Annotated in this window: 23 protein-coding genes; 15 read left to right on the top strand and 8 right to left on the bottom strand. The window is 71.8% G+C overall.

Going from position 1 to position 23,684, the window contains the following annotated elements; all coding sequences use genetic code 11:
- Positions 1–82 precede the first annotated feature (82 nt).
- Positions 83–667, bottom strand: coding sequence for a hypothetical protein (locus tag IE290_RS26055; protein WP_373300516.1), 585 nt, complete (start codon positions 665–667; stop codon positions 83–85).
- 138 nt (positions 668–805) lie between these two features.
- On the opposite strand from IE290_RS26055, the gene IE290_RS26050 reads away from it, so the two are divergent.
- Positions 806–2,092 carry an adenylosuccinate synthase gene (locus IE290_RS26050; RefSeq protein WP_191247299.1) on the top strand — a complete coding sequence of 429 codons (1,287 nt, stop codon included), beginning with the start codon at positions 806–808 and terminating at the stop codon, positions 2,090–2,092.
- Here the strand turns inward: IE290_RS26050 and IE290_RS26045 are convergent.
- The gene (locus tag IE290_RS26045; protein ID WP_191247298.1) at positions 2,089–2,577 is read right to left on the bottom strand and encodes an OsmC family protein; all 489 of its coding nucleotides are present in this window, start codon (positions 2,575–2,577) and stop codon (positions 2,089–2,091) included. The two genes, IE290_RS26050 and IE290_RS26045, sit on opposite strands and share 4 nt — an antisense overlap.
- 95 nt (positions 2,578–2,672) lie before the next feature.
- Between IE290_RS26045 and IE290_RS26040 the strand changes: the two genes are divergently transcribed.
- A complete protein-coding gene (locus IE290_RS26040; RefSeq protein WP_191247297.1) occupies positions 2,673–3,602 on the top strand; it encodes an LLM class F420-dependent oxidoreductase in 930 nt (309 codons plus the stop codon).
- Here the strand turns inward: IE290_RS26040 and IE290_RS26035 are convergent.
- The 3 genes from IE290_RS26035 to IE290_RS26025 form a co-directional block, all read right to left on the bottom strand.
- Positions 3,583–5,235: a Na+/H+ antiporter gene (locus tag IE290_RS26035; protein ID WP_191247296.1), complete on the bottom strand. Its 1,653-nt coding sequence runs from the start codon at positions 5,233–5,235 to the stop codon at positions 3,583–3,585. The genes IE290_RS26040 and IE290_RS26035 overlap by 20 nt on opposite strands.
- 149 nt (positions 5,236–5,384) lie before the next feature.
- Positions 5,385–6,917: a DHA2 family efflux MFS transporter permease subunit gene (locus tag IE290_RS26030; protein ID WP_191247295.1), complete on the bottom strand. Its 1,533-nt coding sequence runs from the start codon at positions 6,915–6,917 to the stop codon at positions 5,385–5,387.
- A 204-nt stretch (positions 6,918–7,121) separates the two neighbouring features.
- The gene (locus IE290_RS26025) at positions 7,122–8,216 is read right to left on the bottom strand and encodes a glycerophosphodiester phosphodiesterase (protein ID WP_229874707.1); all 1,095 of its coding nucleotides are present in this window, start codon (positions 8,214–8,216) and stop codon (positions 7,122–7,124) included.
- A gap of 140 nt (positions 8,217–8,356) precedes the next feature.
- Between IE290_RS26025 and purD the strand changes: the two genes are divergently transcribed.
- The 8 genes from purD to IE290_RS25985 all read left to right on the top strand — a co-directional run bounded on the left by purD (position 8,357) and on the right by IE290_RS25985 (position 16,324).
- Positions 8,357–9,640: a phosphoribosylamine--glycine ligase gene (purD, locus tag IE290_RS26020; protein ID WP_191247294.1), complete on the top strand. Its 1,284-nt coding sequence runs from the start codon at positions 8,357–8,359 to the stop codon at positions 9,638–9,640.
- Positions 9,641–9,705: 65 nt separating this feature from the next.
- The gene (locus tag IE290_RS26015) at positions 9,706–10,095 is read left to right on the top strand and encodes a PE domain-containing protein (protein ID WP_191247293.1); all 390 of its coding nucleotides are present in this window, start codon (positions 9,706–9,708) and stop codon (positions 10,093–10,095) included.
- A gap of 13 nt (positions 10,096–10,108) precedes the next feature.
- Entirely contained in the window at positions 10,109–11,890 is a 1,782-nt protein-coding gene (locus IE290_RS26010) for a PPE domain-containing protein (protein ID WP_191247292.1), read from the top strand.
- Positions 11,887–12,618, top strand: a complete 732-nt coding sequence (locus IE290_RS26005; RefSeq protein ID WP_191247291.1) for an ESX secretion-associated protein EspG — start codon at positions 11,887–11,889, stop codon at positions 12,616–12,618. Before IE290_RS26010 ends, IE290_RS26005 begins: the two co-directional genes overlap by 4 nt.
- 67 nt (positions 12,619–12,685) lie before the next feature.
- Complete coding sequence (locus IE290_RS26000) at positions 12,686–13,030, top strand: hypothetical protein (protein WP_229874706.1); 345 nt, start codon at positions 12,686–12,688, stop codon at positions 13,028–13,030.
- Between the two features lie 19 nt (positions 13,031–13,049).
- A complete protein-coding gene (locus IE290_RS25995) occupies positions 13,050–14,147 on the top strand; it encodes a transglycosylase SLT domain-containing protein (RefSeq protein ID WP_229874705.1) in 1,098 nt (365 codons plus the stop codon).
- Between the two features lie 707 nt (positions 14,148–14,854).
- On the top strand, positions 14,855–16,042 hold the full coding sequence (locus tag IE290_RS25990) for a pyridoxal phosphate-dependent aminotransferase (RefSeq protein WP_191247288.1): 1,188 nt from the start codon (positions 14,855–14,857) through the stop codon (positions 16,040–16,042).
- 96 nt (positions 16,043–16,138) lie between these two features.
- Positions 16,139–16,324, top strand: a complete 186-nt coding sequence (locus IE290_RS25985) for a hypothetical protein (protein WP_191247445.1) — start codon at positions 16,139–16,141, stop codon at positions 16,322–16,324.
- On the opposite strand, the gene IE290_RS25980 is transcribed toward IE290_RS25985, so the two are convergent.
- Together IE290_RS25980 and IE290_RS25975 are read right to left on the bottom strand one after the other, a co-directional pair.
- Positions 16,321–16,899, bottom strand: coding sequence for an HAD family hydrolase (locus IE290_RS25980; RefSeq protein ID WP_191247287.1), 579 nt, complete (start codon positions 16,897–16,899; stop codon positions 16,321–16,323). The two genes, IE290_RS25985 and IE290_RS25980, sit on opposite strands and share 4 nt — an antisense overlap.
- Complete coding sequence (locus IE290_RS25975) at positions 16,896–17,936, bottom strand: threonine aldolase family protein (RefSeq protein WP_191247444.1); 1,041 nt, start codon at positions 17,934–17,936, stop codon at positions 16,896–16,898. Before IE290_RS25975 ends, IE290_RS25980 begins: the two co-directional genes overlap by 4 nt.
- Before the next feature lie 99 nt (positions 17,937–18,035).
- On the opposite strand from IE290_RS25975, the gene IE290_RS25970 reads away from it, so the two are divergent.
- The 5 genes from IE290_RS25970 to IE290_RS25950 all read left to right on the top strand — a co-directional run bounded on the left by IE290_RS25970 (position 18,036) and on the right by IE290_RS25950 (position 22,723).
- Positions 18,036–18,545: a SigE family RNA polymerase sigma factor gene (locus tag IE290_RS25970; protein ID WP_191247286.1), complete on the top strand. Its 510-nt coding sequence runs from the start codon at positions 18,036–18,038 to the stop codon at positions 18,543–18,545.
- Positions 18,538–19,224, top strand: coding sequence for a hypothetical protein (locus IE290_RS25965; RefSeq protein ID WP_191247285.1), 687 nt, complete (start codon positions 18,538–18,540; stop codon positions 19,222–19,224). The genes IE290_RS25970 and IE290_RS25965 overlap by 8 nt, the downstream gene beginning before the upstream one ends.
- 18 nt (positions 19,225–19,242) lie before the next feature.
- Positions 19,243–19,833, top strand: a complete 591-nt coding sequence (locus IE290_RS25960) for a TetR/AcrR family transcriptional regulator (protein WP_191247284.1) — start codon at positions 19,243–19,245, stop codon at positions 19,831–19,833.
- The gene (gene purB / locus IE290_RS25955; RefSeq protein ID WP_191247283.1) at positions 19,830–21,254 is read left to right on the top strand and encodes an adenylosuccinate lyase; all 1,425 of its coding nucleotides are present in this window, start codon (positions 19,830–19,832) and stop codon (positions 21,252–21,254) included. The genes IE290_RS25960 and purB overlap by 4 nt, the downstream gene beginning before the upstream one ends.
- A gap of 503 nt (positions 21,255–21,757) precedes the next feature.
- Complete coding sequence (locus IE290_RS25950) at positions 21,758–22,723, top strand: helix-turn-helix transcriptional regulator (protein WP_191247282.1); 966 nt, start codon at positions 21,758–21,760, stop codon at positions 22,721–22,723.
- A gap of 24 nt (positions 22,724–22,747) precedes the next feature.
- Here the strand turns inward: IE290_RS25950 and IE290_RS25945 are convergent, their stop codons facing one another.
- Positions 22,748–23,665 (bottom strand): SDR family oxidoreductase, encoded by a 918-nt coding sequence (locus IE290_RS25945; RefSeq protein ID WP_191247281.1) that lies wholly within the window; start codon positions 23,663–23,665, stop codon positions 22,748–22,750.
- Positions 23,666–23,684 lie beyond the last annotated feature (19 nt).

Below are 23,684 nucleotides of genomic sequence, written 5' to 3'. Positions count from 1 at the left end.
GGTGATCGGTGAGGACCTCCCGAAGGTCGGACATGAAGATGGCGAACGCAATACCTGTGGGTGATTTACCGACGACAGTCGGTTAACTATCAGTGATCGCCAGCAGGTCTTCGGTGTGCCGGTACCAGGTCCAGCGCGTCACCGGCCGCGGGTGCGTGACGCCGTTCTGCACGACGTCCGCCGGCTGGCAGCCGAGCTGGCAGGCCCGGCCGGACACCTCGGTGACCCGCCGGAACAGGCCCCGGACCACGCGCACGTCCACGCCCTGGTCCCCGGGCCGGACCACGAACGACCGCGCCGAGCCACGCAACGCGACCGTGTCGTCACAGTAAGCCTCACCGGTCACCGGGCCGATCGTTGCTTCACCCAGCAGGACCCCGCCGCTGTCGTCGCGCACGAGCACGCGCGGCCGCGGCTCACCCTTCCGGGCGAGCGCGAGGGCCTCCGACGGGTCCGCGGGCAGCCCCCACAGCCGCGCCGCGGGCGAGCCCGGATCGACCGGGACGTATCCCACCGGCGTGTCGCCCAACCGGTTCTTCCGCATGATCCGCACCACCACCGCGGCCAGGTCCGCGTCCGTGCCCACGACGATCAGCGGCTCCCCGGAAGTGGCCTCGAGCAGGGGATCCACGTCGTTCCGGCCGGGCCGCTCGGGCACTTCCCGCACCCCTGGCTCGTTGCCAACGAGTGACGAACCAGACCCGCAAGCCAGCACCGTTCCCCGCGACACCGGGTCCTCCGTTACGCTCATGCACCGGCATTTGCCTGCGCTGAATTTCCTGTTGCCGAATACCTGGAGTGTCACATGCCGGCCATCGTGCTCATCGGTGCCCAGTGGGGCGATGAAGGCAAGGGCAAGGCCACCGACCTGCTCGGCGACCGTGTCCAGTGGGTCGTCCGCTACCAGGGCGGCAACAACGCCGGTCACACGGTCGTCCTCCCGAACGGGGAGAACTTCGCCCTGCACCTCATCCCGTCCGGGATCCTCACGCCGGGTGTGACCAACGTGATCGGCAACGGCGTGGTGGTCGACCCGGGTGTGCTGCTCGACGAGCTGGACGGCCTGGAGAAGCGCGGCGTGGACACCAGCCGCCTGCTGCTCTCCGCCGACGCGCACCTGATCATGCCCTACCACGTGGCGATCGATAAGGTCACCGAGCGTTACCTCGGCAGCCGCAAGATCGGCACCACCGGCCGCGGCATCGGGCCGTGCTACCAGGACAAGATCGCCCGCGTCGGCGTGCGCGTGCAGGACCTGCTGGACGAGAAGATCTTCCGCCAGAAGGTCGAGGCGGCCCTGGAGTTCAAGAACCAGGTGCTGGTCAAGGTCTACAACCGCAAGGCGCTGGACGCCGACCAGGTGGCCGACGAGGTGCTGGCCGCGGGCGAGAAGTTCGCGCACCGCATCGCCGACACCCGGCTGCAGCTCAACAAGGCGCTCGAAGCGGGCGAGACGATCCTGCTGGAGGGCTCGCAGGGCACGCTGCTCGACGTCGACCACGGCACCTACCCGTTCGTGACCTCGTCGAACCCGACCGCCGGCGGGGCGAGCGCCGGGTCCGGCATCGGGCCGGGCCGCATCACGACCGTGCTCGGCATCCTCAAGGCCTACACCACGCGCGTCGGTTCGGGCCCGTTCCCGACCGAGCTGAACGACGCGATGGGCGAGCACCTGCGCAAGGCGGGCGGCGAGTTCGGCGTCACCACCGGCCGGTCGCGCCGCACCGGCTGGTTCGACGCGGTGATCGCCCGGTACGCCACGCGGGTCAACGGGATCACCGACTACTTCCTCACCAAGCTGGACGTGCTGTCCGGCCTGGAGCGGGTGCCGATCTGCGTCGGGTACGAGGTGGACGGCTTCCGCACGGAGGACATGCCGATGACGCAGACCGACGTGCACCACGCCGTGCCGATCTACGAGGAGCTGCCCGGCTGGTGGGAGGACATCTCGCACTGCCGGACGTTCGAGGAGCTGCCGGCGAACGCGCAGGCGTACGTGGAGCGGATCGAGGAGCTGTCGCAGGCCCGGGTGTCGGCCATCGGCGTCGGCCCGGGCCGCGAACAGACCATCGTCCGCCACCAGTTCCTCTAGGCCAGCGACGTCTTCGTCGGCGTCGGGTTGCGGAAGAGGTCCAGGACCGGGCAGTGCTCGTCGACCTGGCGCTTGAGGTCCTCGTAGGCCTCGGGGCTCGCCGGGCCGTCCAGGTCGACCGTGACCCGCACGTCGGTGAAGCCGGGGCGGGTCTCGTTGAAGCCGAAGAAGCCGTGCAGGTCGAGATCGCCCTCGACGGTGACCTTCACCGAGGTCAGCGGCACGCCGAGCTTGGCAGCCCAGAACTGGTACGTGATCACCTGGCACGAGCCGAGCGCGGCCAGCGCGTACTCGACCGGGTTGGCGGCGGTGTCCGTGCCACCCAGCGGGGCGGGTTCGTCGACGCGGAAGGCGTGGTCGCGGACCTTCACGTCGACCTGGGTGCCGGTGACCAGCTGGTGGTCGACGGTGAACGAGACGGCGGCGTTGGCGGGATCGGCCGAGACGGCCTGGCGGGTTCCCTCGATGACATCGGTGAGCGACATGGCCATCACGGTGACGTGAGCGGACCGTCCGGGGCGAGGGCTCCCAGAAGCTGGGACGCGGAATCCACGCGGGCCGATCGCGGTTGCGAATGATCATGAGCATCGGAGTGGCGCTGGCCGCCGCGGACGAGACCAACTACGTCGACGCGATCGTGGCCCAGGCGAAGCAGGTGGCGGCCGACGGGCTGAAATCGGTGTGGTTCGGGCAGCGGTTCGACTACGACGCGGCCGCGCTCGCCACCGTCGTCGGGCGCGAGGTGCCCGAGGTGTTCGTCGGCACCTCGGCGATCCCGATCTTCGGGCGGCACCCGTTGCTGATCTCCAGCCAGGCGCAGACCGCGCAGGCCGCCACGCACGGGCGGTTCCAGCTCGGTCTCGCGCTGGGCGCGAAGAACCTGCTGGAAGGCAGTTTCGGCCTCACCTACGAGCGGCCGGTGGCCCGGCTGCGCGAGTTCCTGACCGTGCTGCGCGAGCTGTTCACCACCGGCACCGCCGACTTCCACGGCGAGGTCCTCACGGCCGCGCCACCGCTGCCTACCACGGTCGCCGGCGCAGATCCGGTGCCGCTGCTGGTCGCCGCGATGGGGCCGCAGGCGTTGCGGGCCACCGGGGAACTCGCCGATGGCACCCTGCCGTACCTGGCCGGGCCGAAGGTGCTGGCCAACGAGATCGTCCCGGCCATCACCGCCGCCGCGAGCGGGCAGCCGCGGGTCATCGCGTTCGTCGCCGGCGTGGTCACCTCCGACGTCGAGCGGGTGCGCGCGAACGCCGTCGAGCAGCTGGCGTTCTACGAGCGGATCCCGTCCTACCAGCGCGTCATCGGTCTCGAAGGCGCCACGCGGGCCGGTGAGCTGGCGGTCATCGGGGACGAGGAGACCGTCGCGGCCGAGGTCCGGCGCTACTTCGACGCCGGCGCCACCGAGGTGGTGTTCACCCAGACCGACCTGGGCAGCGCCGAGGACCAGCGGCGCACCTGGAAGCTGCTGGGCGAACTGGCCGGGCAGGTCACGACAACCGTGCGGTGAGGGTGTCGGACAGGGCCAGCTCTTCGAGGTCGAGCTCGCGCAGGACCTTGCGCAGCACCTCGTCGTCGAGCTTGCCCTCGGCTCGTTCCGCCAGCATCGCTTCGCGCTGGACGAGCAGCAGTTCGCGGCGGGCCTGCACGAACGCGGCGTGCGGGCTCGACTCGCGTTCCTCGGCGCTGAGCGAGATCGCCGCGACCGCCCCGCGGTAACGCGTTTCGACCAGCGCGCGCAGCCGGTTGACGAGCCGTTCGGCCTTCTCCCGCGGGATGTCCAGCCGGTCGCACAGCTCGGGCGTGAGCTGGTCCAGGCGGGTCAGCGCCGCGTGCATCGCCGCCTCGCGGGCCGCCATCTCTTCCTCCGCGTCCTGCTCGGCGTCGTCCTTGTCGTGCACGTCGAGCTTGCGGATCACCGCGGGCAGCGTGAGCCCCTGGATGAGCACCGTCCCGATCGCGACGACGAACGCGAACAGCTGGATCTCGGCCCGCCCGGGAAACGGCGCACCCGAGTGGGTCACCAGTGGCACACCGGCCGCGGCGGCGAGCGACACCACACCGCGCATGCCCGCCCAGGACAGCACGAGCAGGTTCCGCGACGGCGGGCGTTCTCGTTCGCGGCCGAACAACCGGAGGGCGTGCGGCAGGTAGGCGTTGAGGAACACGTACGGGATGCGGATGGCGATGGTGACCACGAGCACGGCGATCGCGGACAGGAACAGCTGCCAGTTGTCGCGCGCGTTCTCGTTCGCGCTCTCCAGCACGAACGGCAGCTGCAGGCCCATCAACGCGAACACGAGCGCTTCGAGCAGCACGTCGAACGACGCCCACACGGACGAGTCCTGCACACGCGTCGCCGGGCCCGCGTACAGGGAGCGGTCGCCGAGGTACAGACCGGCGGCGACCACCGCGAGTACGCCGGAACCGCTGAAGTCCGCGGAGAACGGGTGCAGGTGCTCGGCGACCACGTACACCGCGAACGGCACGATGATGCCGAACGCCGATTCCATCAGCGGATCGTCGAGCTTGCGCCGGATGTAGGCGACGAGCACCGCCGCCCCGAGGCCGACGCCGATCCCGAGCACCGCGGCGACGAGGAACACCAGGAACCCGTGGCCGAGCGACCCGGCGGCGCCGAGCACCGCGGCGAGACCGATCTTGTAGAGCGTCAGCGCGGCGGCGTCGTTGACCAGGCTCTCCCCGGTGAGGACGGTCATCAGGCGGCGCGGGAGGCGCTGGCGGCGGCCGATCGCGGCGGCGGTGACGGCGTCCGGCGGGGCGACCACGGCGCCCAGCACGAACGCCGAGGCCAGCGGCAGGTCGGGCAGCAGCAGGTGCACGACGAACCCGACGACGAGCGCCGTGACGACGACGAGCACCACCCCGAGCCCGATGATCGGCCGGGCGGCGGCCTTGAACTGGGCGAACGAGCTCTCCCGGGCCGTGGAGTACAGCAGCGGCGGCAGGACCAGGGTGAGGATCAGCTCCGGCTCCATCTGCACCCGCGGCACGCCCGGGATGAACGAGACGGCCAACGCCACCACGACGACCAGCAGGGGCGCCGACAGGTTGAACCGACGGGCGATCGCGGTGAGACCGAGCGCACCGGCGAGCACGCCCATCAAGGTCAGCAGCTCCATACCTGATCCTTACCCAGCGAGCCGCGCTCCACCCGGTGAGTGACGGACGCCTGGCGGGCCCGAGCGCCGAACTCGCGCGCAGGAGCGTGGGACTCGCGCACGAACAAGGGCCCGGGCAACCAAGCCCGGGCCCTTCCTCGACAAAAACCTCAGTGCATCATCACCGCGGGCGGGGCGCCCTCGGCCGCGTCCTCCTCCGGCGGCAGCGCCGGCTTCTTCGGCAGGAACAGCGCGGGGATCAGGCACAGCGCCACCAGCACCAGCGTCCAGGTGAACGTCGAGGCGAAGGCGTCCGCGCTCGCCACCGCCGCGGTTTCGTGCGTGGCCGGGTTCATCAGCGCGGCCGTCGCCGCGAGCTGGCCCTCGCTGGTCGCCACGCCGAACTTCCCGGCGAGCAGGCTCGCCAGGATGATCGACACGATCGCCGACCCGACGGCGCCCGCGGTCTGCTGCACGATGTTCATCGCCGTCGACGCGCGCGCCACCGTGCGCTGCGTCAGCGTCTGCAGCGCCGCGGTGCTGATCGGCATCATGCTCATGCCCATCCCGAGGCCCATCACGAACAACGCGCCCATCAGCAGCAGGTACGACGTGTCCGCGCCGACCTGGGTGAACACCGCGACGCTCGCGATGATCAGCAGGATCCCGGGCAGCACGACCTTGCCCGCGCCGATCTTGTCGACCAGCCTGCCCGCGATCGGCATGGTGATCATCGCGCCGATGCCCTGCGGTGCCAGCAGCAGACCGGCCTGCAGCGCGCTTTCGCCGCGCACCAGCACGAAGTACGTCGGCAGGATCAGCATCGACCCGAGGAAGGCGATCATGAACAACGTCATGGTCACCATCGCGATGCTGAACGTCCGGTTGCGGAACAGGGTCAGGTCGACCAGCGGGTTGGCGACCTTCAGCGCACGCATGATGAACGCCACGATCAGGACGATCCCGATGATCCCCGGCAGCCACACGTTGGTCGCGCCGATCCCGCCGTGGTGCGGGATGTTCGACACGCCGTAGATCAGCGCCGCGAGGCCCGGCGAGAGCATCAGCATGCCGGCGAAGTCGAACTTCTCCGCCGGGCGAGGCTCGTCCTTGGGCAGCAGCTTCCACGCCAGCAGGATCGCGACCACGCCGATCGGCACGTTGATGTAGAAGATCCAGCGCCAGCTCACCGAGTCGACCAGCCAGCCGCCCAGGATCGGGCCGCCGATCGGGCCGAGCAGCATCGGCACGCCGAGCACGGCCATCACGCGGCCGACCCGGTGCGGGCCCGCGGTCTTGGTCAGGATCGTCATGCCGGCGGGCATCAGCATGCCGCCGCCCAGGCCCTGCAGGACCCGGAACACGATCAGCGACTCGATGTCCCACGCGGCGCCGGCCAGCGCCGAGCCGGCCAGGAACAACGTGATCGCCAGCATGTACAGCCGCTTGGTGCCGAACCGGTCGCACGCCCAGCCGGTGACCGGGATGACCGTGGCCAGCGCCAGCATGTAGCCGGTCGCGATCCACTGGATGGTGTCGAAGGAGGTCTCGAACTCCAGCGTCAGCGCCTGGAGCGCGACGTTGACGACGGTGGTGTCGAGGATCGCCATCACGCTGCCGAGCACGACGACGGCGGCGACCTTGAGCACCGCGCTGTCGAGTTTGCCGGCGTCCGCGGGTCTTGGTTCCGAAGCTGTGGTCATGAAGTGGTGTCCGTCCAGGTGATCAGGCTCGTGGGCAGGATCGACCGCAGGAGGAAACCTCGATGGAAAGCACGCAAATCCCCCTCAGTCTCCATCAAGACTAGCCGGGCGACAGGCTATGACGCGAAGACTTTTCACGTGGCCGGGATCACTTCAGCGCACAGCGAAAACGCGGGCACGGCGCGTGGCCGTGCCCGCGTCCACTCAGGACCGGACGGCGACGAGCGCGGTGTCCGGCTGATCGGCGAACAGGCCGTCGATGCCGGTGGCGAGGAACGCGTCCAGCTCGGCGAACGCGTTCCCCCAGTCCGACGGATCGGCCGACGAGCGCAGGTTGGTGGGCAGGAAGCTGTTCTCGTTGCGGAAGGTGTAGGGCACGACCTTCAGACCGGCGTCGTGCGCGTCCTTCACCAGCGTGGTCGGCGTGCCGAGCGTGCCGGCCGCGGTGCGCGGGATGATCTGCGCCTTCTCCGGGCCGAGGAAGTCGGCGTAGGTGGAGATCTCCTTGAGCCCGGCCGGCGTCGCCAGGTCGGCGTAGGTGCGCTTGTCCCCGCTCGCGACGAAGTCGGCCGGCGCGCCGGTGGCCGAGGTGAGCTGCACCAGCGGCACCTTCACCTGCTTGCTCAGCGCCTTGAGGTTGGCCACCTCGAACGACTGGATGATCACCGGCGCGTTCCGCTTGTTCAGCCCGTTGCGGCCCAGCAGGTCGACCAGCTTCGGCTCGGTCGGGTTGCCGATCGACGCGAAGTAGGTGGAGTGCTTGATCTCCGGGTAGGTGCCCAGCGTGCGGTGCAGCTCGCGGCCGAGACGCTTGGTGAGGTCCAGCACCTCCTGGTAGGTCGCGATCTGCCAGCGGCCGTTGTAAATCTTGTTGTCCGGGCGGATGTCCGGGATGCGCTCGGTGGCGCGCAGCGTCTTCAGCTCCGCGAGGGTGAAGTCCTCGGTGAACCAGCCGGTGAGCGGGACACCGTCGATGACCTTGGTGGTTTTGCGGCTCGCGAACTCGGGGTGCGCGGCGACGTCGGTGGTGCCGCCGATCTCGTTCTCGTGCCGGGCGACCAGCTGGCCGTCCTTGGTGGGCACGAGGTCGACGTCGACCCAGTCGGCGCCCTGGCGGTAGGCCAGCTCGTAGGAGGCCAGCGTGTGCTCCGGCCGGTAGCCGGGCGCGCCTCGGTGTCCGACGACCACTGGTTCGGCACGCTCCTCGTCAGCGGGGGCGGCTTGGCTCGCGCTGGTGGCGCCGGCGGCGCCGACCAGGAACAGGCCGGACAGCGCCAGGGCGGCGAGTCTTCTCCGCACGTGAACCTCCTGGGGGGACGATGGGGATCTCCGGCCCACTCTCACCGGCGAGCACTACGGCTACCGGACGGAGGGTGGTCGGGTGGCTGGCGGGCGGGTAAACGGAGCGTGCCGCAGGTCAGCGTCTACGCTGAGGACCTGTGCGCGTCCTCGTGATCGGGTCCGGTGCCCGCGAACATGCCCTGCTCCTCGCCGCGTCCCACGACCCGGCCGTCACCGCGCTCGCCTGCGCGCCCGGCAACGCCGGCACCGCGGCACTGGCCGAGCAGCACGGTGTCGACGTGGCGGACCCGGAGGCGGTCGCCGAGCTGGCCAAGAGCTGGCAGGCCGACCTCGTGGTGATCGGGCCCGAGGTGCCGCTGGTCGCCGGCGCGGCCGACGCCGTGCGCAAGGCCGGCATCCCGGTCTTCGGCCCGTCCGCCGCCGCGGCCCGCATCGAGGGCTCGAAGGCGTTCGCCAAGGACGTGATGGCCGCCGCGAAGGTGCCCACCGCGCGCAGCGAGATCGTGGACAACCCGGCCAAGCTCGACGAGGCGCTCTCCCGTTTCGGCCCGACCTGGGTGGTCAAGGACGACGGCCTGGCCGCGGGCAAGGGCGTCGTCGTCACCGCGGACCGCGACGCGGCCCGCGCGCACGCGATGAAGCTGCTCGACGGCGGCCACCCGGTGCTGCTGGAGTCGTTCCTCGACGGGCCTGAGGTGTCACTGTTCTGCCTGGTCGACGGCCGGACCGTGGTGCCGCTGCTGCCCGCGCAGGACTTCAAGCGCGTCGGCGACGGCGACACCGGGCCGAACACCGGCGGCATGGGCGCCTACGCGCCGCTGCCGTGGGCGCCCGCGGGCCTGGTCGACGACATCGTGCGCGACATCGTCCAGCCGGTGGTCGACGAGATGGCCGCCCGCGGCGCCGAGTTCTCCGGCCTGCTCTACGCCGGCCTCGCGATCACCTCCGACGGCCCGCAGGTCATCGAGTTCAACTGCCGCTTCGGCGACCCGGAGACGCAGGTCGTGCTCGCGCTGCTGGCCACCCCGCTGGCCCGGCTGCTGCACGCGACCGCGACCGGCACCCTCGCCGAGCAGCCGCCGCTGGAGTGGCACCCGGGCTCCGCGGTGACCGTCGTGATCGCCGCCGACGGCTACCCGGGCGTGCCGCGCGCGGGTGACGTGATCACCGGCGCGGAGGCGGAGGGCGTGCTGCACGCCGGCACCCGCCGCCGCGACGACGGCGCCGTGGTGTCGCACGGTGGCCGCGTGCTGTCCGTGGTCGGCGTCGGCGAGGACCTCGACGCGGCCCGCGCCCAGGCCTACGAGCGGGTCGCGAAGGTGCACCTGTCCGGCTCGCACCACCGCACCGACATCGGGCTCAAGGCCGCTCGCGGCGAGATCACGGTGCCGGGCGCTTCGGCGAATTCCAGCCCGAGCTGACACCGGGGTTGGTAGCCTTCCTACCGGAACTGGTCGGTTACCGTCCGTACCCGGGAGAGAGCGTTATGGCAGAGGACGACCTGCGTGGCGCCGGCCAGGGCCTCGCGCCCACGCTCGGCGTGCCGTCGGTGCCCCACGACCTGCGGGTGGACCCGGACAAGATGCTGCTGGTCGCGCAGGTGATCAGCGAGCAGGCGGACGTCCTCGACGAGCGCATCCGGCAGAAGCTGGCCGACCTCGACATCAGCGCGCCTGCCCAGGACGTCATCAGCACCACGGCGGCCGACGCGTGGAACCGGCTGGTGGCCCGCGGCGACGACTCCTACGCGGCGCGGGTGCAGGCCTACGTCCGCAACCTGCGCGACCTGGCCGCGCAGCTGCGGCAGGCCGCGCAGGCGTACCAGGCCGGCGAGGAGGAGAAGGTCGCCGCGCTGTCCAACCGCCCGAAGCGCTGAAGTGAGGTCTGGCGTGGCCACGTTCGACAGCAGCAAGTACGACATCCCGACGCTCGTCGCGAAGCTGCGCGACCAGCGGTTCGACGGCTACCAGCCGGAGCAGCTGGCGCAGGTCGTGGAGAAGTTCCGCGACGGCGCGGGGCCGTCCGGCATCACCGGGGCGGTGGAGGCGCTGAAGTCGATCGCCGGCGCGCTCGCCGACACCGAGGATGCGCTGCGGACCCAGCTGAAGGCGCTCGGTGTGGAGTGGCAGAGCCGCGCGGGCGGGCAGGCGTCGGCCGTGGTCGCGCGCGAGGCCGGGTTCTCCGGTGAGGCGACGGCGAAGGTCGAGCACGCCGCGCAGATGCTGTTCGAGCAGGCCGAGGCGTTCACCCGGACGCGGAACAAGCTGCCCGCGCCGGAGGACCTGCGCAAGGCGGGCGGCTACACCTTCGGGGACACGGTGTTCAGCCTGTTCGGGTTCGAGACCGACCACGCCGCCGACGTGCGCACCGCCGAGGAGGCCAAGGCCCAGGCGGTGGACGCGCTGAACGCCTACGCCCACGACACCGGGCACTACCTGGGCTCGACGTCCACTGTGGATGCTCCGGCGCCGGTTTCGCTGCTGTCGGCGCCAGGGACCGGGGTGGTTTCGGGGATCGGTGGTCCGGCGGCGCTGCCGGACACCACGGCGACACAAGCCCAGGGGACGAAGGACATGACGCCGGCCGGGCTGGACACCCCGGCGATGGGCCTCCCCGCCGCGGGGGCGGCTCCGGCCGCGGGTGCCGCGGGGGGCGCGACTTCGGTTGCCGGGGCGACCGGCCCGACGGGCACCGCCCGGCCCGGCACGGGCAGCGGGACGACCGGACGCCCCGGCACGGCCGGCGCCGGCGCGGCCAGTGCGGGTGGAGCCGCCGGGCGGCCCGGCGCAGCAGGGGCTTCCGCTTCCGGCGTGGCCGGTGGGCGCGCGGCCGGGTTCGCGGGCGACCGCGACCGCCGGGCGTCCGGCTCCTCCGGACAGCACGGCGCCGGTGCCGCGGGCAGCGGCCGCGCCAGCTTCAGCGGGGAGTCCGGCGCCTCCCGCCCCGGTGCGCCCGGCTACACCGGGCAGGGCCACGGCGCTGGGGGCCGCTTCGCGGCCGGTACGCCCGGCGGTGGTGCCGGCGGCGGCAGCCTCGGCGCAGGCATCGGAAGCGGGCCGGGCGCCGCGATCGGGAGTGGCGCGGGAGGCGGGCCAGCCGCGGGAAGCAGCGCAGGCGCCGGAAGTGGCGCGGGCGCGGGAGGCGGGCCAGCCGCCGGAAGCGGCGCAGGCGCCGGAAGCGGCCCAGGCGCGGGAGGCGGACCAGGCGCCGGAGCCGGAAGCACAGCCACCCCCGCCGACGAAGCCCTCGCCAAGGGGCGCTCCGCCGGTGCCATGCCGCCCTCCGCCACGACCCCCACCGCCGTCGGGCCCGGGTTCGCTGCCGTGCGCGCCCCCTCGGGGCTCAGTGGCCTCTCCGAGGCCGCCCCGGCGCTCGGTGCGGCCGGGGCGGGCGGCGCGCTCGCCGGTGAGGGTGAACGGCAGAGCCGCGTCGGGCGGAACACCGCCGGTCACCGCGTCCACCAGATCCCCGCGGCCGACCTGCCCGAGGAGGAGGAAGCCCGCCTGGCCCGGCGCGGCGGCCACACCCCCGGCCCGGCGGCCACCCGCTCGATCCTCGAACCCGCCGCACCGCGCGACGGCGAGGAGGACGTCCGGCGCTTCGGCGTCGACGACAACGACCTGTTCACCGACCGGCGGGACGTCTCACCGGACACGATCGGCGACCGATGAGCCTCGTCCTGACGACGCTCGAGTTCGACGTCCTGTGGCAGAGCCTGCGCCTGCCGCGCGCGCACCCGGCCCTGCGGGTGCCCAGCACCGGGCCCACCCACACCGAGCGGCGGCGGCTGGAGGACCGCGCCTGGGACATGCTCGCCGACCGGGGGCTCGCCCGCGGGCAGCGCGCCGTCGGCGAGATCGTCGACATGGCGACCCTGCTGGCGAACCCGCAGGTCTCGATCGACGTGTGGGTGTGGACCGACCGGGAGATCCGCGGCCTCGCGGCCAGCAACGGCAACCAGGCGCTGCTGGCGGTGGTGGACTCGGGCGAGGTGTGGCTCATCCCGGCGCGGCCGAACGCGCTGGCCGAGTCGGCGGTGTCGGTGGCCGGTGAGCAGCCGGCCGGGGTCGGGCACTCGGTGAGCCTGCCCCACAGCGCACTGCGCGCCGCCGACGCGGACGCGAAGGGCGACCCGAAATCGCTGGTCACCGCGTTGGAGGACCGTGGCGTCGAGCTGTGGGAGGCGCAGGAACTGGCCGGCATGCTGGTCGGGATGACCACGCGCGGGCAGTTCGGCGTCGAGCGGCAGGGGCGGCGCGCGGGCCGGGTGGTCGCGTTCTACGACACCGACGCGGGCCGGTACCTGCTGCAGATGGGCGGGCAGGACTGGGCGACGGTCGCGCCGGCCGACAACCAGCTGCTCATCAGCCGGGTCGCGGAGCTGCTCGACGAGGTGTGAACCACCCGATGGTGGAACTTGGCGGAAACCGCGTACGTGCCGCGACGTTCGTCCTACAGTGAGCGACGTGCCTGAAAGCGATCCGGACTCGTTGGAGTATGTGGCCGGGCAGGTCGAGGCCATCCACGAGCACTTCAAGAAAGCCAAGGACAAGGTCACGGGCGTGACCGGGGACAACCCGTTCGGCGCCATCAAGCACCCGGACGAGCTGGAGCCGGGCGAGCACCCGTCGGACGGCATGGTGAACGCGCTGGGGACGTTCCGCGACGGCGTGCACAAGCAGTTCGACGCGGCCGCCGAGCTGATGACGTCGACCGGCAGCGCCCTGCGCGACGCGGCGCGGGCGCTGCGCGAGACCGACGACGCGGCGCGGGACAGCGTCACCGTCAAGGACGGAAGCCTGCAGGTCTGACATGGTGGCCGCACCGGGCATGCCGCCCGAATGGAACGACGTGCAGACCCGCGCGCAGCAAGTCGAGAAGCTGAACCCGGCGGGGATCCAGGCCGTCGCGGACCAGTTCACGCAGGCGTCGAAGGACTCGGCGGACCATTCGGCGGCGCTGCGCAACGCGACGGCGGCCCTGGGCGGCGGCACCTGGACCGGGCCGGCGGCCGACGCGTTCTTCGCCTACGTCAAGCAGATCGGCGACGCGGGCAAGAAGGTCAACGACCACCTGGACGAGGTCGCGCGGGAGCTGTCGAACCTGCAGACGTCGCTGGCCGACGTCAAGGGCCGCATCGAGACGATCAAGCAGCAGGCGCAGAGCGACATCGAGAAGGCCAACAGCGACGCGGTGACCAACGCGAACGCGGCCGAGGCGATGGAACGCGAGGTGCGCGAGGGCAAGGAGGGCGCCACGATGCCCTCGCCGACGTCGGCCGAGATCATGTCCGCGAACGCGCAGAAGACCAGTGGTATCGCGGCGGGCGCGCGGGACCAGATCCAGGGCTTGCTCAACGGGGCGAACGAGCAGATCAACCGGGTGATGGCCCTGGTGAAGAAGGACGTCGAGGGCGGGTACGCGTCGGTGCCCCCGCTGGGCGGCAAGCCGAAGACGATGAAGAGCACCGGCGGGCTGCGGTCCGGCGGCGGCTCGGGCGGCGGCGGCGGGGGCGGTGGTGGCGGCGGTGGCCTCGGCCCGAGCGGCGGCCCGCCGAGCAGCCAGCCGCCGGGCAACGTGCGGCAGTGGATCGAAGAGGCGATCCGCATCCTGCAGGCGGCGGGCATCCCGGTCACCGAGGCCGACATCGACAAGATCTGGACGATCATCGAGAAGGAGTCGGGCGGCAACCCCAACGCCATCAACCTGTGGGACAGCAACGCCAAGGCGGGACACCCGTCGAAGGGCCTGATGCAGTGCATCGACTCGACGTTCAACGCGCACAAGCTCCCCGGGCACGACGACATCTACAACCCGGTGGACAACATCATCGCCGGGGTGCGGTACACGTTCGACCGGTACGGCGGTTTCGCCGGCCACCCCGGCCTCAAGTCCATGGCCTCGGGCGGCGGCTACCAGGGCTATTAGGCGAAGCCGGGGCTTTGCACACAAGCGGAGCTGGGTGGTCATCCCGTCGCCTGACACGTGACGATCACCTTGAGCCAGGGCCGCAACCCTCGCTGGGTGGTGAGTTGACATGCCAACCTTGCGGCCCTGGCTCAAGGTGATATGCACAAACCGCAGGCGACGGGATGACCACCCAGCTCCCACCCACCCGAGGTGAGCCGACAACGGGTCCCCGTCATCCCGGAGCCTGCCCGTCCGGCGAGGACATCTTTTGATCTTTAAAGCCGCGCTGCCTTCGGCAGGCGAAGAGCCCGCCCTACGGGCGGGTTCCAAAGAGCGCCTACGGCGCCGAAAGGTCACCTTACGACCACCCCCGCCCCCGATGCCTGATTGTGTTTCAGTCGCCGAGCAGGCGTGTCAAGGCGGGAAAGAGTACCTTGACACGCCTGATCGGCGACCAAAAGCAGGCTGTGGATCGGGGGCGGGGGAGGTCTGGTTGGGGTAGTCGGTCTTTTTGCGTTGCCGGCCGGCGGTTGGTGAGGGGGTGTGGCCCTGGCCGGCTCGCTCCACTGCCGTTGCCGGCTTGCGGTTCATGGCTGGGTGCGGCCCGGGTTGGTCCCGGTCCCCGCGGTTGCCGGGCGCCGGTTGGTGAGGGGGGTGCGGGTCTCCGCCCCGGCAGGCCGCCCCACCCCCACCCCCCACTCCTGGGCCCGACCTAGGCTGGCCCCATGGTCGCCTCAGCCTCATTCCCCGGTCCGGCCAAGCGGGCGGACGTCGCGCCCTTTCACGTCATGGAGGTTCTCTCCGCGGCGGCCGCACGGCAGCGCACCCACGGTGACGTCGTCAGCCTCGCCGCGGGGCAGCCGAGCGCGGGCGCGCCGAAGCCGGTGCTCGAGGCGGCCGCCCGGGCGCTCAACGAACAGAACCTCGGCTACACCGTCCAGCTCGGCATCCCCGAGCTGCGTGAAGCCATCGCCGGGCACTACGACCGCCGCTACGGCATGACGGTCAGCCCGGAGGACGTCATCGTCACGACCGGGTCCTCCGGCGGCTTCATGCTGTCGTTCCTCTCCGCCTTCGACGCGGGCGCCCGCGTCGCGATGGCCCGGCCCGGCTATCCGGCCTACCGCAACCTGCTGTCCGCCCTCGGTTGCGAGGTCGTCGAGTTCGCCACCGACGAGCGCACCCGCTTCCAGCCGACCGTCGACCTGCTCGACGAGCTCGGTCCGATCGACGGGCTGATCGTGGCGAGCCCGACCAACCCGGCCGGCACCGCGCTGCCGCCGGGCGAGCTCGCCGCCATCGCGGGCTGGTGTTCGGCCCGCGGGGTGCAGCTGATCAGCGACGAGATCTACCACGGCATCTCCTACGGCACCGAACTCGGCTGCGCGTGGCAGTCCACCACCGAATCGATCGTGCTGGGCTCGTTCTCCAAGTACTTCGCCATGACCGGCTGGCGCCTGGGCTGGATGCTCGCCCCGAAGCGCCTGCACCGCGCGATCGACGTGCTCACCGGCAACCTCAACATCTGCGCCCCGGCGCTCGCGCAGCACGCCGCCGTCGCCGCGTTCGAGCCGGACTCCTACGCCGAGCTGGACGGGCACGTCGCGCACTACCGCCGCAACCGCGACCTGCTGCTGGACGGCCTGGCGGGCATCGGGCTGACCCGCGTCGCCCCGGTCGACGGCGCCTTCTACGCCTACGTCGACGTCTCCGAGCACACCACGGACAGCCTCAGCTGGTGCCAGCGGCTGCTCGCCGACACCGGCGTCGCGATCACCCCGGGCATCGACTTCGATCCGGTCGACGGCGGCAAGTTCGTCCGGTTCTCCTTCGCCGGATCCGAGTCCGACGTCACCGAGGGCGTCGCGCGGCTGGGCCGGTGGCTCTCCGGGGGAACCCCCAGTTTTCCCTGAACGTTGACCAGAACACGGGCATCCCGGCACGAACCCGTGCGAGGCTGCTCGTAGCGGGCCGAACGAGCCCGCGTGGCACAACCGGAGGGGAATGCCATGTTCTGGAAGATCGTCGGCGCGCTGATCGTCGCCTGGCTCGCGTTCATGGTGATCGGCTCGGTGATCGGGTTCGTGTTCAAGGCCGTCCTGTGGATCGCCGTGATCGGTGGCGTCGGCTTCCTGGGTGCCGCCGCCTACAACGCGATCAAGAACAACAAGGAGCGCAAGCAGATCCGGCCCTAGAGCAGCGCCCGCGCCGCCTCGGCGCCGTCCCAGACGTGCGCGCGCAGGCCGGCCGCCCGCGCGCCATCCACATTGGACTGGCGGTCGTCGAAGAAGACGCAGTCGCCCGCCGGCACGCCGAGGCGGGCGACGAGCAGTTCGAAGATCTCCGCGTCCGGCTTGGCCACGCCCACGTCACCGGAGAACACCCGGACCCGGAAGTGCCGCATCCAGTCCTGCCGCTCGGCGAACCGGGCGAACGATGACGGCGCGTTGGACAGCAGCGCCAGCGGCACCCCGGCTTCACTCAGCCCGGCCAGCAGCTCCAGCGACGATTCCCGCACGTCCGACCAGCCGCGGATGTCGATCTCGGTGAGCCGGTCCGATGTGGACTCGTCGACCGGCACGCCGAGCGCCTCACCGACCCCGCCCCAGTACTCAAGATCCGAACTGCCCCGGTCGTAGGCGTCCCGCAGCCGCCAGTACTGCGGCTCGAACTCCGCCAGCGGCACGCCCAGCGTGGCGGCCAGCTCCGGCAGCGCGGTCGTCCGGCCGCAGATCACCTCGCCGTAGTCGAACACCACCCAGCCGGTCACGGGTGACCACCGGCCTTGATGCGGCGCAGCGCCTCGTCCACGTCGGCGGCCGAGACGTCCCGGTGCAGCACGAACCGCACCTTGCCGGCCATCGGCAGCGCGAGCACGCCCTGCGCCTGCAGCGACTCCAGCGTCACGGCGATGTCGGTGACCGGCGCGAGCACGATGTTGGTCTCCGGGGTGTCGGCCTGCCAGCCCAGCTCACGCAGCCCGTCGGCCAGCCGGCGGGCCTTGTCGTGCTCCGCGGCGAGGTCCGGGACCCGGTCCAGCGCGACCAGGCAGGCCGCGGCGAGCACGCCGATCTGCCGCATGCCGCCACCGAGCATCTGCCGCATCCGGCGCGCCCGCTCGACGAACTCGCGGCTGCCCGCGACGACCGACCCGGCCGGCGCGCCGAGGCCCTTGCTGAAGCACGCGGACACGCTGTCCACGCCGACGGTCAGCGCGGCGGGCGGCAGGCCGAGCGCGACCGCGGCGTGCCAGACGCGGGCGCCGTCGAGGTGGACCTGCAGCCCGGCCTGTCGCGCGGTGGACAGCAGCTGCGCGTGCTCGTGCGGCGGGATGACCGCGCCACCGGCCGCGTTGTGGGTGTTCTCCAGGCACAGCAGCGTGGTGCGCAGCGCGTAGTACGGGCCGCTGCGGGACCCGATGGCCGCCGCGACCGTCTCCGGCTTGGGCCGCCCGGGGCCGCCGTCGTGCGGCAGCGCCTCGGGCATGCCGCCGGCGAGCCAGGCGGCCGAGCCCAGCTCGTTGTTCAGGACGTGCGCGTTGTTCGGCGCGAGGAACCGGTCGCCCCGCTGGAGGTGGATGGACAGGGCGATGAGGTTGGCCATCGTGCCGCTGGGCGTCCACAGCGCGGCCGGCATGCCGAGGACCGCGGCGGCGCGCTCCTCCAGTTCGCGGACGGTGGGGTCGACGTCGATCACGTTGTCGCCGACCTCAGCGGACGCCATCGCTCTGCGCATCTGCTCATCCGGACGGGTGACGGTGTCCGAACGGAAGTCGATCAACTGGGTGGCTGCTGAGGTCACAGTCAGATCACATCACACCGTTCAGATGATCTTCAAGAAGGTGCAACCCGCCGGGTGGGCACTTCCGTCTTTACGCCGAGACCGAGGAGCGGAGAGCCTAAACGCGTGGACGAACGCGACGAGCAGGACTTCGCGGAGTACTTCGCGGCCAAGCGCGACTCCGTGCGCCGGACCGCGTACCTGCTCTGCGGCGACTGGCACCGCGCGGACGACCTCGCGCAGACGGCGTTCGTGGCGCTGCACCGGAAGTGGAACCGCATCCGGGACCGCGCCGCGACCGACGCCTACGTGCGGCGGACGCTGGTCCGGGCGTCGATCGACGAGTCGAGACGGCCCTGGCGGAGGGAGCGGCACGTGGCGGAGCTGCCCGAGCCCGAGCCCGCCGGATCGCGGCTGGACGAGCAGGTCGCCACGCGCGCGGACCTGCTGGCCGGGTTGCGCGCGGTGCCGCCGAAGCAGCGGGCCGTGCTGGTCCTGCGGTACTTCGAGGGGCTGGACGTGGCCGGGGTGGCGAAGGTCCTCGGCTGCAGCGAGGGAAACGTGAAGAGCCAGACCGCGCGGGGGCTGGCGAACCTGCGCGACGCGCTGGGCGAGGAGGTGGAAGCCGGTGGATGAGCACGAGCTGACGGAGTTGTTCCGGTCCGCGCCCGGTGAGCCGCCTCCGGCGGGCTTCGACGTGCGGGACGTGCGGGCGGCCTCGGCGCGGGTCACCGCGCGGCGGCGCACGACGCTCGCAGTGGCGTCACTCTGCGTGGTGTTCGCCCTGTTCGGCGCCGGAATCGCCGGATTCGTCCAGTCCCGGACCACCCAATCGACTCAAGTCCAGGGGCAGGAGCAACCGGCGAACGCCCCGGGGCGTCTCCCGTCCGCTGTGCCACAGCTTTCCGGTCCCTCCGCCATGCAGGGAGGAGAGGGCGCCGGGGAGAACGGCCCGCGGGCCGACAGCACCTCCGGGTGCGACAAGGTGGACCGGGAGCTCGCCACCGCCCTCGCTGGCGAGCTCCCGGCCACCGGGATCACCGGGCCGCGCGCCGGAGACGTGTGCACGCCGGGCTCGCGGACGGCCAGTTACGGCGTGGCGGAGAACGGCCGCACCGGTTCGGTGTCGGCGACCGTGCTGCCGCCGGGGGTCAACGTCCAGCTCGCGAAGCTCGCCGACGGCGCGGTCGTCGACCAGCGTCTGACCGCGGGCGGCGGGACGGTAATCGTGCTGAGCGTGCCGGACCCGGGCAGCGCCGCACCGCTGGCCGAGGACGTCCCGAAGATCGCCACCGCGCTCGCGCAGAGGTTCTAGCTGGTTAGATGGGCGGCCATGACGTCCGGAGCGAGCACGCCGAAGGGTGAGCGCAGGCGGGCGGCCCTCATCGAGGCCGCGGCCGAGCTGCTGGTCGAGGGCGGCTTCGACGCGATCCGGCACCGCGCGGTCGCCGAGCGGGCGGGGTTGCCGCTGGCGTCCACGACGTACTACTTCGACTCGCTCGACGACCTCATCAGCGCCGCCGCCGAGCACCACGGCCGCGCCGAGCTGGCGAAGGGGCACGCGCAGCTGGACGAGCTGCCGACCGCGCCGCGCGGCATCGACAGCGTCGTCGAGCTGGTGCTGGACCAGCTGCTCGGCGAGGACCCGGGGTACGAGGCGGTGCTGCTGCGGTACGAGCGGCTGGTGGCGACCGGGCGGCGGCCGTACCTGCGGCCGTTGATGCGGGCGCTCGGCGCGGAGCTGCGGGAACTGCTGACCGAGATCTTCGCCCGGTCCGGGGTGGTGATCGAGCGGGACCGGCTGGAGGAGCTGATCGCGCTCGTCGACGGTGCCGTGGTCAACGCCTTGATCGAGGTGGATCCGGATCCGCGGGCGGTGGCGCGGGCGAGGCTGGCGCGGGCGCTATCTAAGCTTGGGTCGTGACGAAACCGCGGATCCCGAACGTCCTCGCCGGTCGCTACGCCTCTCCCGAGCTGGTCTCGCTGTGGTCGCCGGAGAACAAGGTGAAGCTCGAGCGCGAGCTGTGGATCGCGGTGCTGCGCGCGCAGCGGGACCTCGGTGTCGAGGTGCCGGACGGCGTCGTCGAGGACTACCAGCGGGTGCTGGACCAGGTCGACCTGGACAGCATCGCCGAGCGGGAGCGGGTCACCCGGCACGACGTGAAGGCGCGCATCGAGGAGTTCAACGCGCTGGCCGGGCACGAGCACGTGCACAAGGGCATGACGTCGCGGGACCTGACCGAGAACGTCGAGCAGCTGCAGGTCCGGCGGTCGCTGGAGCTGTTGCGCTCGCGGGTGGCCGCGGTGCTGGCCCGGCTGGCCGCGCTGGCCGCCGAGCACACGGAGCTGGTGATGGCCGGCCGGTCACACAACGTGGCCGCCCAGGCGACGACGCTGGGCAAGCGCTTCGCGACGGCGGCCGACGAGCTGCTGGTGGCGTTCGACCGGCTGGACGACCTGATCGGGCGGTACCCGCTGCGGGGGATCAAGGGCCCGGTGGGGACGGCGCAGGACATGCTGGACCTGCTGGGGTCCGCGGAGACGCTGGCCGAGCTGGAGCAGCGGATCGCCGCGCACCTCGGGTTCTCGCGGACGTTCACCAGCGTCGGGCAGGTGTACCCGCGGTCGCTGGACTTCGACGTGCTGTCGGCGCTGGTCCAGGTGGCGGCGGCGCCGTCGAGCCTGGCGAAGACGATCCGGTTGATGGCCGGGCACGAGCTGGTGACCGAGGGGTTCAAGCCCGGGCAGGTCGGCTCGTCGGCGATGCCGCACAAGATGAACACGCGGTCGTGCGAGCGGGTCAACGGGCTGGCCGTGGTGCTGCGTGGCTACCTGTCGATGATCGGCGAGCTGGCGGGCGACCAGTGGAACGAGGGGGACGTGTCGGATTCGGTGGTGCGGCGGGTCGCGCTGCCGGACGCGTTCTTCGCGCTGGACGGGCTGCTGGAGACGTTCCTCACGGTGCTCGACGAGTTCGGCGCGTTCCCGGCGGTGGTGGCGCGCGAGCTGGAGCGGTACTTGCCTTTCCTGGCGACGACGAAGGTGCTGATGGCGTCGGTGCGCGGCGGGGTGGGCCGGGAAACCGCCCACGAGGCGATCAAGGAGCACGCGGTCGGGGTGGCGCTGGCGATGCGCGAGAAGGGCGCCGACAACGACCTGCTGGACCGGCTGGCGTCGGACTCCCGGCTGCCCCTGGACCGGAAGGCGCTGGACCGGCTGCTGGCGGACCGGATCTCGTTCACCGGGGTGGCGCCGGCTCAGGTGGCTTCGGTGGTGGAGCGCGTGGAGGACGTGCTGACGCGGTTCCCGGAGGCGTCGAAGTACGTGCCGCAGCCGATCCTCTGAGCTGGGGTCCTCGGAGCTGGGATCCTCTGAGCTGGGTGGGGGTTTCTGAGGCGGGCGAGGGGCTCTCGCTGAGCCCCACTGGCGGTGCGGCAGCGTGAACGGTCCATTCATCCCCGCACGAAGGTGCACCTCGCGCGCTCACGGGATGCCCGCTGGTGGCGCGGCCGCGTGAACGGTCCGTTCATCGCAACACGAGAGGGCACCTCGCGCGCTCACGAGATGCCCGCTGGTGGCGCGGCCGCATGAACGGTCCATTCACCGCCACGCGACAGTGACACCTCGCGCGGTCACGAGATGCCCACCCGCGGCACAGCGGCATGAACGGTCCATTCACCGCCACACCAAAGCGACACCTCGCACGCCCACAAGACCCCCACCCGTGGCGCGGCCGCATGAACGGTCCATTCACCGCCACACGAAAGCGACACCTCGCACGCCCACGAGACGCCCACTCGCGGCGCGGCCCCACCCAACGCGCCGCACCTGCGGCATCATCTGGAGCCATGCGCGCCGAACGTCTCGTGGCCCTGCTCTTCACCCTGCAGAGCAGGCGTAGCGCGACCGTGCCCGAGCTGGCCAAGACCCTCGGCGTCTCGGAGCGGACCATGCACCGCGACATCGCCGCGCTCCAGGCCGCCGGTGTTCCACTGTGGACGGAGACCGGGCGGTACGGCGGTGTCCGGCTGGTCGAAGGGTGGCGGACCCGGCTGGACGGGCTCACCTCGCGCGAGGCCGTCGCCATCTTCGCCATGGGGGTGCCCCGCGCGCTGGCCGAGCTGGGGCTCGGCACCGCCGTCTCCGCCGCCCACGCCAAGGTCAAGGCCACCCTCCCCGCCCCGTTGCGCGACCAGGCCCAGCACCTCGCCCAACGCTTCCACCTCGACGCGCCCGCCTGGTTCAAGTCCGAAGAAGACGCCGAGCACCTCGCGGCCATCGCGCAGGCCGTGTGGGAGCAGCGCCGCGCCGCCGTCACCTACCGGCGCGGCGACCACCCCGTCGAACGCCTCCTCGAACCGCTCGGCCTCGTCCTCAAGGCCGGTGTCTGGTACCTCGTCGCCCGGATCGACGACGCCACCCGCACCTACCGGGTCAGCCGGATCACCGCCGTCGACCTCACCGACGAGCGCTTCGAGCGGCCCGCGGACTTCGACCTCGCCCGCTGGTGGCAACGCTCCTCCACCCAGTTCGAGCGCTCCCTGCACCGACACCCCGTCCGGTTGCGCCTGTCCCGCTGGGGCACCAAACGCCTACCGCAGGTCGTCGACCCCGACCTGGCCCTCGCCGCCCTCGACGCGGCCGGTCCGCCGGACGACGAGGGCTGGGTCGAGGTCACCGTCGACCTGGAAGAACCGGACATCGCGGCGAGCATGCTGCTCGGCCTCGGCCCCGATGTCGAGGTCCTCGAACCACCCGCCGTGCGGGCCGCGTTCGCCGACGCCGCACGGCGGATGGCCCACCGTCACCAGTAACCGGCCATCACCAGCAACCGACCCTCACCGGTAAGCGCCCGGGTTCGCCGGCTTGCCCGCGTCCTGGACCTCCACGACGTACCGCCAGGCGTCCGGCCGGCTGCCGTCCACGTCGTCGAACCCGTAGATCTTCGCCAACTGCCCGCTGTTCAACGTCTGCCCGTGGAACCGGTGCCGCTCGGGGTCCGCCGCCAGCGACGCCACCGCCCGGCCGACGAACACCGGCGACTCCGAGATGCCGAAGTGCGGCTCCTTCACCAGCGCGTCCCGCCAGGTCTCCTCGGTCACGCCGAAGTGGTCCAGCATCGCCTCCGACCGCAGCCAACCCGGCGTCATCGCCACCGCCGTCACGCCGTGCGGGGCCAGGTCGTGCGCCTCGGCCTTGACGATGCTGTGCGACGCCGCCTTCGCCACGTAGAACCCGATCGACGTGCCCGCCCGGTACCGCGAGTTGTACTCCTCGGTCCCGTCGGTCATCTCCACCACCAGCCCGCCGCGCTCGCGGATCACCAGCGGCAGCAGGAAGTGGCTGGTGATGATGTGCGCGTCGATGCCCAGCCGGACCGACCGCAGCGCGTGGTCCAGCGGCAGCTCCCACACCGTCTTGCCCCAGCCGATGTACTCGTCGCCGCCCCAGATGCCGTCGACCAGGATGTCCAGCCGTCCCTGCTCGCGGTCCACCCGCTCGGCCAGCGCCCGCACCTGGTCCGGGTCGAGGTGGTCGACCCGGATCGCCGCGCCCGTGCCGCCCGCCTCGGTGATCCGCTCCAGCGTGCCCTCGATCGTCTCCGGCCGGTTCACCTCGGACCGGTGCGCCCCGGAGGTCCGCCCGGTGACGTACACGAACGCGCCCCGGCGCCCCAGCTCGACCGCGATCGCCCGGCTCGCCCCGCGCGTGCCGCCCGCGACCAGCGCGACCTTCCCACTCAGTTCGTTGCTCATGCGTCCACCGTGCTGGTGA

Source organism: Amycolatopsis deserti (assembly GCF_014653945.1).
In the GTDB taxonomy this organism is placed as follows: domain Bacteria; phylum Actinomycetota; class Actinomycetes; order Mycobacteriales; family Pseudonocardiaceae; genus Amycolatopsis_E; species Amycolatopsis_E deserti.
Note: the sequence above shows the minus strand (reverse complement) of the source record. Positions and strands in the feature narration are given on the sequence as shown.

What these genes read in the sequence shown, in the direction of transcription:
- IE290_RS26050 (WP_191247299.1), top strand. Translation starts at nt 806, where the DNA reads ATGCCGGCCATCGTGCTCATCGGTGCCCAGTGGGGCGATGAAGGCAAG.
- IE290_RS26045 (WP_191247298.1), bottom strand. Translation starts at nt 2,577, where the DNA reads ATGTCGCTCACCGATGTCATCGAGGGAACCCGCCAGGCCGTCTCGGCC.
- IE290_RS26040 (WP_191247297.1), top strand. Translation starts at nt 2,673, where the DNA reads ATGAGCATCGGAGTGGCGCTGGCCGCCGCGGACGAGACCAACTACGTC.
- IE290_RS26035 (WP_191247296.1), bottom strand. Translation starts at nt 5,235, where the DNA reads ATGGAGCTGCTGACCTTGATGGGCGTGCTCGCCGGTGCGCTCGGTCTC.
- IE290_RS26030 (WP_191247295.1), bottom strand. Translation starts at nt 6,917, where the DNA reads ATGACCACAGCTTCGGAACCAAGACCCGCGGACGCCGGCAAACTCGAC.
- IE290_RS26015 (WP_191247293.1), top strand. Translation starts at nt 9,706, where the DNA reads ATGGCAGAGGACGACCTGCGTGGCGCCGGCCAGGGCCTCGCGCCCACG.
- IE290_RS26005 (WP_191247291.1), top strand. Translation starts at nt 11,887, where the DNA reads ATGAGCCTCGTCCTGACGACGCTCGAGTTCGACGTCCTGTGGCAGAGC.
- IE290_RS25995 (WP_229874705.1), top strand. Translation starts at nt 13,050, where the DNA reads ATGCCGCCCGAATGGAACGACGTGCAGACCCGCGCGCAGCAAGTCGAG.
- IE290_RS25990 (WP_191247288.1), top strand. Translation starts at nt 14,855, where the DNA reads ATGGTCGCCTCAGCCTCATTCCCCGGTCCGGCCAAGCGGGCGGACGTC.
- IE290_RS25985 (WP_191247445.1), top strand. Translation starts at nt 16,139, where the DNA reads ATGTTCTGGAAGATCGTCGGCGCGCTGATCGTCGCCTGGCTCGCGTTC.
- IE290_RS25960 (WP_191247284.1), top strand. Translation starts at nt 19,243, where the DNA reads ATGACGTCCGGAGCGAGCACGCCGAAGGGTGAGCGCAGGCGGGCGGCC.
- IE290_RS25950 (WP_191247282.1), top strand. Translation starts at nt 21,758, where the DNA reads ATGCGCGCCGAACGTCTCGTGGCCCTGCTCTTCACCCTGCAGAGCAGG.
- IE290_RS25945 (WP_191247281.1), bottom strand. Translation starts at nt 23,665, where the DNA reads ATGAGCAACGAACTGAGTGGGAAGGTCGCGCTGGTCGCGGGCGGCACG.